The organism is Aeromonas sp. s4, assembly GCF_040907855.1.
Classification (GTDB): domain Bacteria; phylum Pseudomonadota; class Gammaproteobacteria; order Enterobacterales; family Aeromonadaceae; genus Aeromonas; species Aeromonas caviae.
In genome coordinates this window covers 1-15,648 of record NZ_JBFOCP010000049.1, presented here as the reverse complement: position 1 = coordinate 15,648, position 15,648 = coordinate 1, and the positions used below count along the sequence as shown (strand labels likewise).

Below are 15,648 nucleotides of genomic sequence, written 5' to 3'. Positions count from 1 at the left end.
TAGACAAACAAAAAAGCCCGCGCATGTGCGCGGGCTCTTGTCATCCGTGGCGTTTATCAGGCCTTGGATTTTTTCTTGTTGTCCACCTTGGTGTCGACCTTGGCTGCAACCGGGGCGGCAGCAGGGGCTTCCTCGATGAAGGGACGGCCGTAGTAGGTGTCCATCAGGATGGCTTTCAGCTCGGTGATCAGCGGGTAGCGCGGGTTGGCGCCGGTGCACTGGTCATCGAAGGCTTCCAGGGCCAGCTGGTCTACCTTGGCCAGGAAGTCTGCTTCGTTCACGCCGGCTTCGCGGATGGAGGCCGGGATCCCCAGGGTGGCCTTCAGCTCGTCCAGCCAGGTCAGCAGCTTCTCGATCTTGGCGGCGGTACGGTCACCGGCAGCGGTCAGGCCCAGGTGGTCAGCCACTTCGGCGTAGCGACGGCGAGCCTGCGGACGGTCGTACTGGGAGAACGCGGTCTGCTTGGTCGGGTTGTCGTTCGCGTTGTAACGGATGACGTTGCTGATCAGCAGGGCGTTGGCCAGACCGTGGGGGATGTGGAACTCCGCACCCAGTTTGTGGGCCATGGAGTGGCACACACCCAGGAAGGCGTTGGCAAACGCGATACCGGCGATGGTGGCGGCGTTGTGCACCTTCTCGCGGGCAACCGGGTCGTTGGCGCCGTTGATGTAGCTGGAGGGTAGGTAGTCCTTCAGCAGTTTCAGGGCTTGCAGCGCCTGACCGTCGGAGTATTCGTTGGCCAGCACGGAGACATAGGCTTCCATGGCGTGGGTCACGGCGTCGATACCACCGAAGGCACACAGGGATTTGGGCATGCCCATCACCAGGTTGGCATCCACGATGGCCATGTTCGGGGTCAGCTCGTAGTCGGCCAGCGGGTACTTCATGCCGGTGGCGTCGTCGGTCACGACCGCAAACGGGGTCACTTCAGAACCGGTACCGGACGTGGTGGTGATACAGACCAGTTCGGCCTTCACGCCCATTTTCGGGAACTTGTAGATACGCTTGCGGATGTCCATGAAGCGCATGGCCAGGTCTTCGAACGCGGTGTCCGGGTGCTCGTACATGACCCACATGATCTTGGCGGCATCCATGGGTGAACCACCACCCAGGGCGACGATCACGTCCGGCTTGAAGGAGTTGGCCATCTCGGCGCCCTTGCGGACCACGGACAGGGTGGGGTCGGCTTCCACTTCGTAGAAGATCTCCACTTCCATGTTCAGCTTCTTGAGCAGGCGAACCACTTCATCGGCATAGCCGTTGTTGAACAGGAAGCGGTCGGTCACCACCATGGCGCGCTTCTTGCCTTCCAGGTCGCCCAGGGCGATCGGCAGGGAACCACGACGGAAGTAGATGGATTTCGGAAGTTTGTGCCACAGCATATTTTCTGCCCGTTTTGCGACTGTCTTCTTGTTGATCAAGTGCTTGGGACCGACGTTCTCGGAGATGGAGTTACCACTCCAGGAGCCGCAACCCAGGGTCAGGGACGGGGCCAGCGCGAAGTTGTACAGGTCACCGATACCACCCTGGGTGGAGGGGGTGTTGATGAGGATACGGGCGGTCTTCATCTTGTCGCCGAAGTACTTGATGCGGTCGGCATTGCGATCCTGGTCGGTATAGAGACCCGAGGTGTGGCCGATACCACCGATGTTGACCATGTCGCAGGCCATTTCGACGGCTTCTTCGAAGTTCTTGGCACGGAACATACCCAGGGTCGGGGAGAGTTTCTCGTGAGCGAACTCGTCTTCTGCGCAGAGTTCCAGACCTTCACCGATGAGGATCTTGGTGGTGGCAGGCACGGTCACACCGGCCATGGCGGCGATCTTGGTGGCCGGCTGGCCCACGATGTCGGCGTTCAGGGCGCCGTTGATCAGCAGCACTTTACGCACCTTGTCCGCTTCATCCTTGGAGAGGATGTAGCCGGCGTGGGTCGCGAAACGCTCCTTGACCTGGTTGTAGATGGAGTCGACCACGATGACAGCCTGCTCGGAGGCACAGACCACGCCGTTGTCGAAGGTCTTGGACATCAGGATGGAGGCGACGGCACGCTTCACGTCGGCGGTTTCGTCGATGACGATGGGCACGTTGCCCGCACCCACGCCGATGGCGGGTTTGCCGGAGGAGTAGGCGGCCTTCACCATGCCCGGGCCACCGGTGGCCAGGATCAGGTTGATGTCGTCGTGACGCATCAGGGCGTTGGAGAGTTCGACGGAGGGTTGATCAATCCAGCCGATGATGTCTTTCGGTGCACCGGCAGCCACGGCTGCATCCAGTACCAGCTTGGCAGCGGTATTGGTGGAGTTCTTGGCGCGGGGGTGCGGGGAGAAGATGATGGCGTTGCGGGTCTTCAGGGAGATGAGGGCCTTGAAGATCGCAGTGGAAGTCGGGTTGGTGGTCGGTACGATACCGCAGATGATGCCTACCGGCTCGGCGATGGTGATGGTGCCCATCTCGTCGTCCTGGCTCAGGATGCCGCAGGTCTTTTCATCTTTATAGGCGTTGTAGATGTATTCGGAGGCGAAGTGGTTCTTGATAACCTTGTCTTCGATGATACCCATACCGGATTCAGCCACGGCCATCTGGGCCAGGGGGATACGGGCGTTGCTGGCGGCCAGGGCGGCGGCACGGAAGACCTTGTCTACCTGCTCTTGCGAGAAGCTGGCGAATTGACGCTGTGCTTCTTTGACGCGGGCAACCAGTGCATCCAGTTCAGCCAAATTGGTTACTGCCATGTTTATCTCCTGATGATTTGAAAACTGTTTAGTAAGACCTTGGCAATGCCCGGCAATTATAGCCACCTTGTCAAGGCGAGAATCACCATAACGGGGTATTTACATGCCTTAGTAAACTGTTTTCTGGCTCGATTATAGGGTCGGGATGTGTCAGAAAAGATTGATCTGGATCATATGTAACAAAAGAACAAAAGAAATTTTGTTTCACCCCTTATCGCACCACTATGTTACGGGAGTGTGTCATCCTTTCTTGGCATCACGAGCGGCTGTCACGCGCCCTTGGAATATCTGTTCAGGGAAGGGGATCCGATGAATTCTCGCCTTGACCGGGATGGAGGGAGGCGGTATCGCCGTGATGGTGGCAGAACGTCCACTCCCCTGACGTTTCATTTATGTTGAGAAAGGGGTTGTTGTTTTCATCCAGCCGCCCTGGCGAAACAGCACATCTGGCGGTGGCAGGGAGCGCGTCACCTCTTCACAGCCGGCCCCACTGGCGCCGCACCAGGGTGAGAAAGGCCAAAAATCGGGGTCACAGGAGCGGGCGGGGGCGGCAAGCAGGCGTGGTGAGAAGCAAGGGTGCCATTTGCCGAAAATATCGTTTCTTGGCTGAGGGTTGATATAACGCGCTGCCATGGCACCCGGCGATGTTAATGGCGGCCTCTCTCCCTTAACAACCCGATATGTTGAATTGTGTCGATACATTAGCGGAACTAACTAAAAAGCCCCGGTAAGGGTGAGATTATTTGATTGGAGAAGGGAAAAGCCATGGTGTAAATTTACGCGCAGTTTGGGGGCTGGCCCCTTGTGGCTCGTATTGGTTCTGGATGGCGCCTATGGCAGCAATAGACTTCTCTTTATACCTGAAATTTTTCGTCGGCCTGTTCGCGATCATCAACCCGCTGGGTCTGTTGCCGGTCTTTGTGAGCCTGACGGGCCACATGTCGCCGGAGGAGCGACGCAAGACCAACACCACCGCCCACATTGCCGTGATGATCATCCTGATGGTCTCCATGTGCATGGGACAGCTCATCCTCGACAGTTTCGGCATCTCCCTGGCGTCGTTTCGCATTGCCGGTGGCTCGCTGATCACCCTGATCGCCTGGTCCATGCTGCAGGGCAAGCTGGGGGAGGTGAAGCACAACAAGCAGGAGAAGGGTGAACTGGCTGCGCGTGAATCCATTGCCGTGGTGCCCCTGGCACTGCCGCTGATGGCCGGACCCGGTGCCATCTCCTCTTCCATCGTCTATGCCAGCCAGAAGACCCTGCCCCAGATGGCCGGCATGTTCGTGGTGGTGGTGGCTTTTGCCTGCTGCTCCTGGCTCATCTTCCGCGCCGCTCCCCTGCTGTTCAAGCTGATGGGCAACACCGGCATCAACGTGGTGACCCGTATCATGGGTCTCATCATGATGTCCCTTGGCATCGAGATCATCGTGGCGGGCATCAAGGGAGTCTTCCCCGGTCTGGTGTGAGCCAGGTCCGTTTTTGTCGGAGCCGGTCCTTGTGACCGGCTTTTTATTGTTTCTTTTTTGTTGGTCATTTCCTAGAATCGAGCGGCCTTGTACGAAAAATGACCGCTGCGGGATATTTAAATGCTGAATAAATGGTTTTAAGTTGTTTTTTTGACCATAAAAGCGGCCTGTTCCTGATGATATCTATTGCATTATCAGAATTGTCAGGGAATTATGCGGGCAGCGAGGTGTTTGTCTCGTGGATAACAAATGCATGGAATGTTCTTGTTGGAGTATGGAAATGACTCATAGAAAAACAATTATTAATACCCTTTTATTGACTGCACTTTTCGGTGGCGCCACCCTGGCCCACGCCGCCGATGTCCCCGCCGGTACCAAGCTTGCTCCCGAGCAAACCCTGGTGAAAGGCAATGGTTCCGAACCCGCCACCCTGGATCCCCAGAAAGTGGAAGGTACCCCCGAATCCAACGTATTGCGTGACCTGTTCGAAGGTCTCGTCTCCTCCGGCCCCAAGGGTGAGACCCTGCCCGGCGTCGCCGAGTCCTGGGAAACCAAGGACAACAAACATTACGTGTTCCACCTGCGCAAGGATGCCAAGTGGTCCAACGGGGATCCCGTCACCGCTCATGACTTCGTCTTTGCCTTCCAGCGCGCGGTGGATCCCAAGACGGCCTCTCCCTACTCCTGGTACATGGAGATCCCGACCATCATCAATGCCTCCGACATCATCGCGGGCAAGAAGCCGGCCGACACCCTGGGCGTGAAGGCGGTGGACGATCACACCTTCGAGGTGCAGCTGGAGAAGGCGGTGCCTTACTTCGTCAGCATGCTCTCCCACACCACCACCTATCCGGTCCCGAAGAAGGTGATCGAGAAGTTCGGTGACAAGTGGACCCAGCCTGGCAACATGGTATCCAACGGCGCCTACGTGCTGAAGGACTGGGTGGTCAACGAGCGCGTCGACGTCGAGCGCAACCCCAACTACTGGAACAACGGCAAGACCGTCATCAACAAGGTGACCTACCTGCCCATCCAGTCCACCAACGCCGAGCTGAACCGCTATCTGGCTGGCGAAGTGGATCTGACCTACAACATGCCCATCGAACGCTTCAAGCAGATGAAGAAAGAGCTGCCGGACGAAGTGAAGGTGAGCGGCTATGTGGGCACCTACTACTACACCTTCAACACCAAGCGCAAACCTTATGACGACGTGCGGGTGCGTACTGCACTCACCTACGCTATCGATCGCGACGTGATCGCCGACAAGGTGATGGGCAAGGGTGAGACCCCGGGTTATGCCCTGGTGCCCGACTTCGTGGACGGCTTCAAGCCGGTGGCACCATCCTGGTCCAAGCTGACCCAGGCAGAGCGCGATGCCAAGGCGAAAGAGCTGCTGACCGAAGCCGGTTACGGCCCGGGCAACCCGCTCAAGTTCGAGCTGCTCTACAACACCGACGACAACCACAAGAAGGTGGCCGTGGCCGTCGCCTCCATGTGGAAGAAGCTCGGCGTGCAGGTGAGCCTGGTGAACCAGGAGTGGAAGACCTATCTGGAGACGCTCAAGCAAGGCCAGTTTGATGTGGCCCGTCGTGGTTGGATTGCCGACTACAACGAAGCCTCCTCCATGCTGGATCTGATGCAGACCACTCACGGCAACAACGACGGCAAATACTCCAACCCGACGTTCGACAAGCTGATGAGCGAGTCCCGCAACCAGGTGGATGCCGAGGCGCGCAACAAGCTCTATGTCCAGGCCGAAGAGATCCTGGCCAAGGACATGCCGATCGCCCCCATCTATCAGTACGTGACCTCCCGCATGGTCAAGCCCTACGTGGGCGGCTACCCGGCCAACCCGCTGGACAACATCTACAGCAAAGACATGTACATCGTTGCTCACTGAGTAAAGAAACAAGTCGCATAACAAGCAGGGCCCGCCAGACGGCGGGCCTTTATTACAACCGCGACCCTTTGGAAGCAGTACAGGACAGGAAATGTCTATGTTGAAATTCATCCTTAAACGTCTACTGGAAGCGATCCCGACTCTGCTGGTCTTGATCACCGTCTCCTTCTTCATGATGCGCTTCGCCCCGGGTAACCCCTTCACCAGCGAACGCGCCCTGCCGCCGGAAGTCCTGGCCAACATCGAAGCCAAATATGGCCTGGACAAGCCCATCGGCATGCAATACCTCACTTACCTCGGCAACCTGGTCCAGGGGGATCTGGGGCCTTCCTTCAAATACAAGGACTTCACCGTCAATGATCTGGTGAGCCAGGCCCTGCCTGTCTCCGCCAAGATAGGCTCGGTCGCCTTCCTGCTGGCAGTGACCCTGGGGGTCACCTTCGGCACCATTGCTGCCCTGAAACAGAACACCCTCATCGACTACCTGTTGATGTCGTCGGCCATGGCCGGGGTGGTGATACCCGGCTTCGTGCTGGCACCGCTGCTGGTGCTCTTCTTCAGTATCTATCTGGGCTGGTTCCCGGCGGGGGGCTGGCAGGGGGGCGGCGCCCAGTTCATGGTACTGCCGGTGTTCGGCATGATGATGTACTACATCTCGGCCATCTCCCGCATCATGCGCGGCAGCATGATCGAGACCATGAACTCCAACTTCATCCGTACCGCCCGCGCCAAGGGGCTGCCCCTGCGCCACATCATCCTCAAGCACGCGCTGCGCCCGGCCATGCTGCCGGTGGTCTCCTACCTGGGACCGGCCTTCGTGGGCATCATCACCGGCTCCGTGGTCATCGAGACCATCTTCGGCCTGCCGGGGATTGGCCAGCTGTTCGTCAACGGTGCCCTCAACCGTGATTACTCCATGGTACTCGGTCTGACCATTCTGGTCGGCGCCCTCACCATCACCTTTAACGCCGTGGTCGATATTCTCTATGCCGTCATCGATCCCAAGATCCGTTACTAAGCCGGGAGTTCATCATGGTAGTCACAACTGAAAAGCGCGAAGCCGTCGAGGCGTTCGCCCAGAAAGTGGAAGTGGTGGAAGGACGCTCCCTGTGGAAGGATGCCCGTCGCCGTTTCCTGCGCAACAAGGCGGCCCTGACCAGCCTCATCATCCTGACCATCATCGGTCTGGCGGTGATCGTGGGGCCACATCTGTCCCAATACACCTTCGATGACCCGGACTGGGGGGCCATGCAGAGTGCCCCGGACATGGAGACCGGCCACTGGTTCGGCACCGACAGCCTGGGGCGCGACCTGTTCGTGCGTACCCTGCTCGGCGGACGCATCTCCCTGATGGTCGGCATCATGGGGGCCCTGGTGGCCGTCATCATCGGCACCCTCTACGGCGCCGCGTCCGGCTTTATCGGTGGTCGCGTCGACAGCCTGATGATGCGCGTGCTTGAGATCCTCAACGCCTTCCCCTTCATGTTCTTCGTGATCATGCTGGTGACCTTCTTCGGTCGCAATCTGGCCCTCATCTTCCTCGCCATCGGGGCGGTGAGCTGGCTCGACATGGCGCGGATCGTGCGCGGCCAGACCCTGAGTCTCAAGAGCAAGGAGTTCATCGAGGCGGCCCACGTCTGCGGCGTCTCCAAGTGGAAGATCATCACCCGTCATATCGTGCCCAACGTGCTCGGCATAGTGGCGGTTTACGCCACCCTGCTGGTGCCGGGGATGATCATGTTCGAATCCTTCCTGAGCTTCCTGGGTCTGGGCGTGCAAGAGCCCATGACCAGCTGGGGCGCCCTGCTGGATGAAGGCTCCAAGTCGATGGAAGTGGCCATCTGGCAACTCCTGTTCCCCGCCGGTTTCATGGTGGTGACCCTGTTCTGCTTCAACTTCCTCGGGGATGGTCTGCGTGATGCCCTGGATCCCAAGGATCGCTGATACCCAGGGACCGGCAAGACGCCAAGGGGCCATCAGACCCGCTCAGGGAACGCACTGCGTTCACCACGGGCAGGCCCCCATCACGACAGCGCTATAAGGAGTACTGAGATGAAATTACTGGATGTGAAAGATCTGCGGGTCGAGTTCAAGACCCCGGACGGCAATGTGGTGGCCGTCAACGACCTCAACTTTTCTCTTTCTGCTGGCGAAACCCTGGGGATCGTCGGGGAGTCAGGCTCAGGCAAGTCCCAGACTGCCTTTGCCATCATGGGGCTGCTCGCCAAGAACGGTGTCATCACCGGCTCGGCCAAATTTCAGGGGGACGAGATCCTGAATCTGCCGGAGCACAAGCTCAACAAGATCCGCTCCGAGAAGATCGCCATGATCTTCCAGGACCCCATGACGTCGCTCAACCCCTACATGAAGGTCAAGGATCAGCTGATGGAAGTGCTGATGCTGCACAAGGGGATGACCAAGGCTGCCGCCTTCGAGGAGTCGGTGCGCATGCTGGACGCGGTGAAGATCCCCGAGTCGCGCAAGCGGATGAACATGTACCCCCACGAGTTCTCCGGCGGCATGCGCCAGCGGGTGATGATCGCCATGGCGCTCCTGTGCCGGCCGCAGCTGCTCATCGCCGACGAGCCGACCACGGCGCTGGACGTGACGGTACAGGCCCAGATCATGACCCTGATGAACGAGCTCAAGCGCGAGTTCAACACCGCCATCATCATGATCACCCACGATCTTGGCGTCGTGGCCGGCATCTGCGACAAGGTGCTGGTGATGTACGCAGGCCGGACCATGGAGTACGGCCGGGTCAACGATATCTTCTATCGCCCGAGCCACCCCTATACAGAAGGCTTGCTGCGCGCCATTCCCCGCCTCGACACCGAAGGGGAAGAGCTGCCCACCATTCCGGGCAATCCGCCCAACCTGCTGCGTTTGCCCACCGGCTGCCCCTTCCAGGAGCGTTGCCACCGGGTGAGCGAGATTTGTGGCCAGCAGTCTCCGATCCTGACGCCGTTCAACGACGGACGGGAGCGGGCGTGCCACTGGGTATCGGATGCCATGATCAAGGGAGTGAACTAAATGGGTACTGACAAGAAACTGCTGCTGGAAGTGTCCGACCTCAAGGTTCACTTCCATATCAAGAGTGACAAGGCCTGGCCCTGGGCCAAGCCCTCCGCCCTGAAGGCGGTGGACGGGGTGACCCTGCGCCTCTACGAAGGGGAGACCCTGGGCGTCGTGGGGGAGTCCGGTTGCGGCAAATCCACCTTCGCCCGTGCCCTCATCGGCCTGGTACCGGCCACCGACGGCAAGGTGGTGTGGCTTGGGCAGGACTTGACCAAGCTCGAGCAGAACGCCCTGCGGGAGAAGCGCAAGGAGATCCAGATGATCTTCCAGGACCCGCTGGCCTCCCTGAACCCCCGCATGACCATAGGGGACATCATCGCCGAGCCCCTCATCACCTTCTACCCGACCCTGCCAAGGGAAGAGGTGAAGGAGAAGGTGCGTGCCATGATGACCAAGGTGGGTCTGTTGCCGAACCTGGTGAACCGATACCCCCATGAGTTCTCAGGCGGCCAGTGCCAGCGCATCGGCATCGCCCGGGCGCTCATCCTCGAGCCCAAGATGATCATCTGTGACGAGCCGGTCTCGGCGCTGGATGTCTCCATCCAGGCTCAGGTGGTGAACCTGCTCAAATCCCTGCAAAAGGAGATGGGGCTCTCCCTCATCTTCATCGCCCACGACCTCTCCGTGGTCAAACACATCTCCGATCGGGTGCTGGTGATGTACCTGGGCAACGCGGTGGAGTTGGGGACCGGCAAGGAGATCTTCGCCAATCCCCTGCACCCCTATACCAAGGCGCTGATGTCGGCGGTCCCCATCCCGGATCCGGATCTGGAGCGCAGCAAGGTCATCCAGATCCTGGAAGGGGACTTGCCATCCCCCATGAATCCGCCCTCCGGTTGCGTGTTCCGTACCCGCTGCCCGGTGGCAGGCCCGGAGTGCGCCAAGACCCGGCCCCAGCTCGAGGGCAACTTCGACCACGCGGTCTCCTGCCTCAAGGTGGACCCGCTCTGAGAACCTGTTAACGATCTTGCTGCGAGGCCGTGATCAAGGCTCATGCGCTGCTCGCTTGTTTGTAACAAAGAGTGCTCATGTATTCATATACATTCCGGTTCCTGCGCTGCTCTTTACCTTGTTGACGACCTCTCGCGACAGCTCGTAAACAGGTTCTAAGGAGAACCGTATCGAGAAGGGCGCGTGCTGGCGCCCTTTTTATTGCATGGGGGATAAGATGCCTCTTGGCGCCATCTTCCCGGACTGTTATTATCCGCCGCACAAGGGGAGTAACTTCTCGCCGGTTTGTCGTCATTACGGTGCACCCATATCCTGCAGTGCACCCGGCAGCCGGGCAGTCGATGTCAATCGGCTGTAAGTGAGACCTTGCCGAGAGGCAAGGTGTATCTGCTCCAAACGCGAACCCACTGCCTCCCGGCCGTGGGTTTTGTCGTTTTGGGAGAAGTGAAAATGGGTGAATGGTGGATGTGGACCGGTTTCTTCAGCATAGTGCTGGTCCTGTTGTGGATTGATATCCGCTTTGTCGGTGGCGGCAAGGCGCACAAGGTGTCGCTGAAAGAGGCGGGCATCTGGTCTCTCATCTGGGTCAGCGTGGCGCTCCTGTTCAACCTGGCCATCTGGCTCTGGCTGGATCACAGTGCCGGGCGCGAAATCGCGAACCAGAAGGGGCTGGAGTTTCTCACCGGCTACCTCATCGAAAAGGCACTGGCGGTGGACAACGTCTTCGTCTGGCTGATGCTGTTCGGCTACTTCGCCATCCCGGCGGAGCTGCAGCGCCGGGTCCTGCTCTACGGGGTGCTGGGGGCCATCGTGATGCGCGCCGGCATGGTGTTCGCGGGCAGCTGGCTCATCGAGCAGTTCCACTGGATCCTCTACCTGTTCGGCGCCTTCCTGCTGCTGACCGGTGCCAAGATGCTGTGGGCGGCCGACAAGGAGCCGGATCTCGAGAACAATGCCCTGCTCGGCTGGATGCGTCGTCGCTTCAAGGTGACCGAGACGCTGGAGGGGGAGAAGTTCTTCGTCTGGCGTGACGGTGTGCGCTACGCGACCCCGCTGCTGCTCATCCTGGTGCTGGTGGAGGTGAGCGACCTCATCTTCGCGGTGGACAGTATCCCGGCCATCTTCGCGGTGACCACGGATCCCTTCATCGTGCTCACCTCCAACATCTTCGCCATCATGGGGCTGCGCGCCATGTACTTCCTGCTGGCCGGGGTGGCCGATCGCTTCGCCCTGCTCAAATACGGCCTGGCGCTGATCCTGATGTTCATCGGGGTCAAGATGTTGCTGCTCGATATCTTCAAGATACCGACCGGCATCGCCCTTGGCGTGGTGGCGCTGATCCTGCTGGCTTCCATGGGGCTGAGTCTGCTGATGACCCGCAAAAAGGCGGCGTGAACGGCGCAGTAAAAAGGGCTCCCTCGGGAGCCCTTTTTCATGTCAGCAATTTGCTTAGCGCTTGATTTTCTTGGGGTTGGTGTAGCCCCAGACGGTGTACATGTCCGCCAAGAGGGCACCGTTGTACTCCTCCAGATCGGATTGTTTCACCTCGGCATCACCTTGGCGTCCGAACAGGACCACCTCGTCACCGGGTTTGATCCCCTTGATGTCGGTGACGTCCACCATGGTGGTGTTCATGGAAGTCTTGCCCACGACGGGGGCCTTCTGGCCATGGATCAGCACATAGGCCTTGTTGCTCATGGCGCGGCGGTAGCCGTCGGAGTAGCCCATCGGCAGGTTGGCCAGCAGGGAGTCGCGCTTGAGGGTGAAGGTGCGGTCATAGCCGACGGTGTTGCCCGCCGGGTAGTGGTTGACGGAGGCGACCTGGGTCTTGAACGCCATCACCTTCTTGTACTCGGTGTAGGAGGGAATGGTGTCGCCATAGATGATGCCGCCCGGGCGCACCATGTCAAAGTAGGCTTCCGGCACTTCCAGGGTGGCGAAGGAGTTGGCGGCGTGGATGGTGAGCTTGCTGCGATCCAGCTTGCCGGCGTCGATGAGCCACTGGTAGTCCAGCTTGAACTGGGCCAGCCCCAGCTTGACGTCCTCTTTCTCCTCTACCGGGAAGTGGGTCATGATGCCGACCGGGGTGATCCCCTTGAGCTTGAGCATGGCCAGGGCATCGGCCTTGGCATCGTCCTGGCGCAGATCGATGCCGTTGCGGCTCATGCCGGCGGAGTTCAGGCCAATGTGCACCGGGATGTTGGTGTCATGGCGCTGGGCGATGTCGGCGATCCCCTTGGCGCTCTCCAGGCTGCCGATGAGCTCTTCCAGCTTGTAGGGCAGGGCCTGCTCCACTTCATCCGGGGTGGCGGCACGCACCCGCATCAGGCGACCTTCGAAGCCCTTCTCGCGGGCAACACGTGCTTCTTCGTTGCTGGCGATGCCGATGCAGGGGATGCCTGCCTTGACCACCGAGGGGACCAGCAGGTCGATGCCGTGACCGTAGGCGTCCGCCTTCATGATGGCGCAGATCTGCGGGCCCTTGTCACCGAGGCGATTCTTCAGGGTCTGGATGTTGTGCTCGAAGGCACCGAGATCCACTTCCAGCCAGGCGTTAGCGGCGGTCTGTTCCTGACCGTTGCGGTGGTCGTCGGCGAGCGGCAGGTAGGGGGCGGCGACCGCCTGGCCGGCCAGCAGGCCAAAGATCAGGGTCGCGAGCAGTGTTTTCTTGTGCATGGGGCAAGTCCTTTCTTATTGTCTTGAGTTGAGGCTGGGCTCATCGCTGAGGCGAGCTGCGGCAGGGCTGGTCATAGCATGTTGCTATGCTAATGATATATTTCACTTTTTATCCAGATGCCGACTCTGCGAGTGTATCTCAACGGCGTCAATCGTGGCACGTGTTGCAGGAAGAAAATATGAAGCTGACGTTGCGGATTCCACCGCTGCTGCTGTTCGTCGTCATCGTGCTCGCCATGTGGCTGGGGCGGGGCGAGGGGAGGGCGGCGCCCCTGTGGCTGGTGCTGGTCGCCACGCTGTGGCTGGCGGGAGCCCTGCTGGGGGGCGGTGCGCTTCTGCATTTCTGGCAGCAGCGCACCACTGTGCACCCCCAGCGGCTGGAGAGCAGCCGGGTGCTGGTGACCCGGGGCGTCTATCGCATCAGCCGCAATCCCATGTACCTGGGGCTGCTCTGCTGGACCCTGGCGCTGGCGTGCTATCTGGGAGGCATGGCAGTGTGGCTCGGGCCGCTGCTGCTCTGGGGCTGGCTTACCCGCTTCCAGATCCTGGCGGAGGAGCAGGCGCTGCGGCGGCAATTCGGCGATGCCTATGACGACTATTGCCGGCAGGTCAGGCGCTGGTGCTGAGGCGCGGCGTGCCCCATCAGGCATATGACAACGGCCCGCAGAAGCGGGCCGTTGTCATGGGGGTCAGGGGATCACGCCTTGGCGGTGTCCACCTCGCCGAGGGGGGCGGTCTCCCCCAGGCTGTCTTCGCTCTTGGCCACCACGCTCGCGGCGATGGCGTTGCCCAGCACGTTGGTGGCGGAGCGCCCCATGTCGAGGAAGTGGTCGATACCGAGCAGCAGCAGGATGCCCGCTTCCGGGATGTGGAACTGGTTGAGGGTGGCGGCAATCACCACCAGGGAGGCGCGGGGCACCCCGGCCATTCCCTTGGAAGTAACCATCAGCAGCAGCAGCATGGTGATCTGCTGGGCCGTGGAGAGCTCGATGCCGTAGGCCTGGGCGATGAACATCACCGCGAAGGTGCAGTACATCATGGAGCCGTCCAGGTTGAAGGAATAGCCCATGGGGAGCACGAAGCTGGCGATGCGCTTGTCACAGCCAAATTTCTCCAGCCTGTCCAGGGTCTTGGGGTAGGCGGCCTCGGAGCTGGCGGTGGAGAAGGCCAGCAGGATGGGTTCGCGGATGAGGGCGAGCAGGGTCAGGATGCGGCGGCGGATGAAGAGGCTGCCCATGGTGATGAGCAGCAGCCAGAGGCAGCCGAGCGCCAGATAGAACTGGGCCATGAAGGTGCCATAGGTGGCGAGGATGCCGAGCCCCTCCTTGGCGACCATGGCGGCGATGGCGCCAAACACCGCGAACGGGGCGAAGTTCATCACGTAGCCGGTCACCTTGAGCATGATCTCGGCGCCGCTGGCCATCAGCTTGACCACGGGCTTGGCGTCGTCCCCCAGGGCGGCGGCGGCCAGCCCGAAGAAGAGGGAGAAGACCACGATCTGCAGGATCTCGTTGGTGGCCATCGCCTCGACCACGCTTTTCGGGATGGCGTGGGTCACGAAATCCTTGAGGGAGATGGCGGTGGCAACCACGCCGGAGCTGGCGCCGTCATCGGGCAGGGAGAGGGAGAGCCCCACCCCGGGTTGCATCAGGTGGACCATGACCAGCCCCAGGGTCAGGGACATCAGGGAGGCGAGCATGAACCAGCCCAGGGTCTTGACGCCGATGCGGCCCACGGTGCGGGTGTCGCCCATCTTGGCGATGCCGACCACGAGCGTGGTGAACACCAGGGGGGCGATGATCATCTTGATGAGGCGCAGGAAGATGTCGGTCAGCAGGGTGATGTCATCGGCAAAGCCTGCGGCCTGTGCGGGCGCGAGCAGGCGATAACCCTGCCCGGTCACGATGCCAAGCAACATCGCAATGAGGATGGCAACGGTCAACTTGTTCATTTTCATGGGGGAGTTCCGGTTTCGATAGGTGCAATGCCTGTGCAGGCGGCGAGGGGCCGCCTCAGTCCTTTTTTGTGATCCGGGCGGTGGAATCCAGACAGCCGGTGTGCTGGAGCATGCCTAATCGCGAAGGGGAAATCCAGTGACTTGTTTCGGAGTTTTGTGCTGTTGTTAGCTGTATTTGATATGCATCTTGTGATTTATCTGTATTAATCGCTGTTTATTTTAATTTTTGCGAGATAAACGGCTTCCATGCTCTGCGCGTCCCGGGGGCTGGCCTCCAGGGTGAAGACGAGCAGGGCCGAGGTGCGGTGTTCCACCTGCATGTCGTCCATGAAGGTGTCTGGCTCGTACTCGTCGAACCCGAATTGGGGGCGGGTCGGGGTGACCCTGACGGCATCCCGCGATAGGGTCAGCGTCTCGACCTGAATCCAGGGGTATCCCTTTGCCAGTGCCACCTCACCGGCCCGCTTGAGCACGTATTTGCGCGCCGTTTCCCTGTCCACCAGATCGTTGCCCACAAACTCCAGTTGCCAGCGGGCCGGGCCAAGCTGGGTCTGTGAAAAACCGGTCTGGCCATTCCAGAACGATTTTTCACTGTCATAGGCGGTGGCGCAGCCCGTGAGCTGGCCGACCAGCAGGGCGCTGAGGGCAAGGGTGCAGAAAGTACGAAGGGAAGGCAACATGATGCGGGCCGCTTGGCAAAGGGGGTTTTACTACAGCATAAAGGGGTTGGAGAGACAATTGCGGCGGAAGACCATAAAAGAAAAGGCCTTGTCGTCTGACAAGGCCTTTCTCGGGGAATTTGGTCGGTGTGAGAGGATTCGAACCTCCGACCCTCTACACCCCATGCAGATGCGCTACCTGGCTGCGCTACACACCGACGGAGTC

The 15,648-nt window shown here is 60.0% G+C and carries 12 protein-coding genes and 1 tRNA gene; 8 read left to right on the top strand and 5 right to left on the bottom strand.

Features of this window, described 5'->3' with window-relative positions; genetic code table 11:
* Window positions 1–56: 56 nt before the first annotated feature.
* Complete coding sequence (adhE, locus tag AB5Y89_RS17130) at window positions 57–2,732, bottom strand: bifunctional acetaldehyde-CoA/alcohol dehydrogenase (protein WP_041215422.1); 2,676 nt, start codon at window positions 2,730–2,732, stop codon at window positions 57–59.
* A gap of 833 nt (window positions 2,733–3,565) precedes the next feature.
* On the opposite strand from adhE, the gene AB5Y89_RS17125 reads away from it, so the two are divergent.
* The 7 genes from AB5Y89_RS17125 to AB5Y89_RS17095 all read left to right on the top strand — a co-directional run bounded on the left by AB5Y89_RS17125 (window position 3,566) and on the right by AB5Y89_RS17095 (window position 11,525).
* A complete protein-coding gene (locus AB5Y89_RS17125; RefSeq protein ID WP_010674328.1) occupies window positions 3,566–4,201 on the top strand; it encodes a YchE family NAAT transporter in 636 nt (211 codons plus the stop codon).
* 280 nt (window positions 4,202–4,481) lie between these two features.
* The gene (locus AB5Y89_RS17120; RefSeq protein ID WP_128272867.1) at window positions 4,482–6,101 is read left to right on the top strand and encodes an ABC transporter substrate-binding protein; all 1,620 of its coding nucleotides are present in this window, start codon (window positions 4,482–4,484) and stop codon (window positions 6,099–6,101) included.
* 97 nt (window positions 6,102–6,198) lie between these two features.
* Entirely contained in the window at window positions 6,199–7,119 is a 921-nt protein-coding gene (oppB, locus tag AB5Y89_RS17115) for an oligopeptide ABC transporter permease OppB (protein WP_010674330.1), read from the top strand.
* Between the two features lie 14 nt (window positions 7,120–7,133).
* Entirely contained in the window at window positions 7,134–8,045 is a 912-nt protein-coding gene (gene oppC, locus AB5Y89_RS17110; RefSeq protein ID WP_010674331.1) for an oligopeptide ABC transporter permease OppC, read from the top strand.
* A gap of 108 nt (window positions 8,046–8,153) precedes the next feature.
* On the top strand, window positions 8,154–9,134 hold the full coding sequence (locus AB5Y89_RS17105; protein ID WP_039038983.1) for an ABC transporter ATP-binding protein: 981 nt from the start codon (window positions 8,154–8,156) through the stop codon (window positions 9,132–9,134).
* Window positions 9,135–10,130 carry a murein tripeptide/oligopeptide ABC transporter ATP binding protein OppF gene (gene oppF / locus AB5Y89_RS17100; RefSeq protein WP_010674333.1) on the top strand — a complete coding sequence of 332 codons (996 nt, stop codon included), beginning with the start codon at window positions 9,135–9,137 and terminating at the stop codon, window positions 10,128–10,130.
* Window positions 10,131–10,580: 450 nt separating this feature from the next.
* Complete coding sequence (locus AB5Y89_RS17095) at window positions 10,581–11,525, top strand: TerC family protein (protein ID WP_029314355.1); 945 nt, start codon at window positions 10,581–10,583, stop codon at window positions 11,523–11,525.
* Window positions 11,526–11,579: 54 nt separating this feature from the next.
* Here AB5Y89_RS17095 and alr read toward each other — a convergent pair whose 3' ends face one another.
* Window positions 11,580–12,806 (bottom strand): alanine racemase, encoded by a 1,227-nt coding sequence (gene alr, locus AB5Y89_RS17090; protein ID WP_010674335.1) that lies wholly within the window; start codon window positions 12,804–12,806, stop codon window positions 11,580–11,582.
* Window positions 12,807–12,985: 179 nt separating this feature from the next.
* On the opposite strand from alr, the gene AB5Y89_RS17085 reads away from it, so the two are divergent.
* Window positions 12,986–13,432 carry an isoprenylcysteine carboxylmethyltransferase family protein gene (locus AB5Y89_RS17085; RefSeq protein ID WP_010674336.1) on the top strand — a complete coding sequence of 149 codons (447 nt, stop codon included), beginning with the start codon at window positions 12,986–12,988 and terminating at the stop codon, window positions 13,430–13,432.
* Window positions 13,433–13,503: 71 nt separating this feature from the next.
* On the opposite strand, the gene AB5Y89_RS17080 is transcribed toward AB5Y89_RS17085, so the two are convergent.
* The 3 genes from AB5Y89_RS17080 to AB5Y89_RS17070 form a co-directional block, all read right to left on the bottom strand.
* Complete coding sequence (locus AB5Y89_RS17080) at window positions 13,504–14,763, bottom strand: dicarboxylate/amino acid:cation symporter (RefSeq protein ID WP_316286574.1); 1,260 nt, start codon at window positions 14,761–14,763, stop codon at window positions 13,504–13,506.
* 203 nt (window positions 14,764–14,966) lie between these two features.
* Window positions 14,967–15,443, bottom strand: a complete 477-nt coding sequence (locus AB5Y89_RS17075) for a hypothetical protein (protein WP_234936593.1) — start codon at window positions 15,441–15,443, stop codon at window positions 14,967–14,969.
* Window positions 15,444–15,563: 120 nt separating this feature from the next.
* Window positions 15,564–15,640 (bottom strand) — tRNA-Pro (locus AB5Y89_RS17070).
* Window positions 15,641–15,648: the final 8 nt, after the last annotated feature.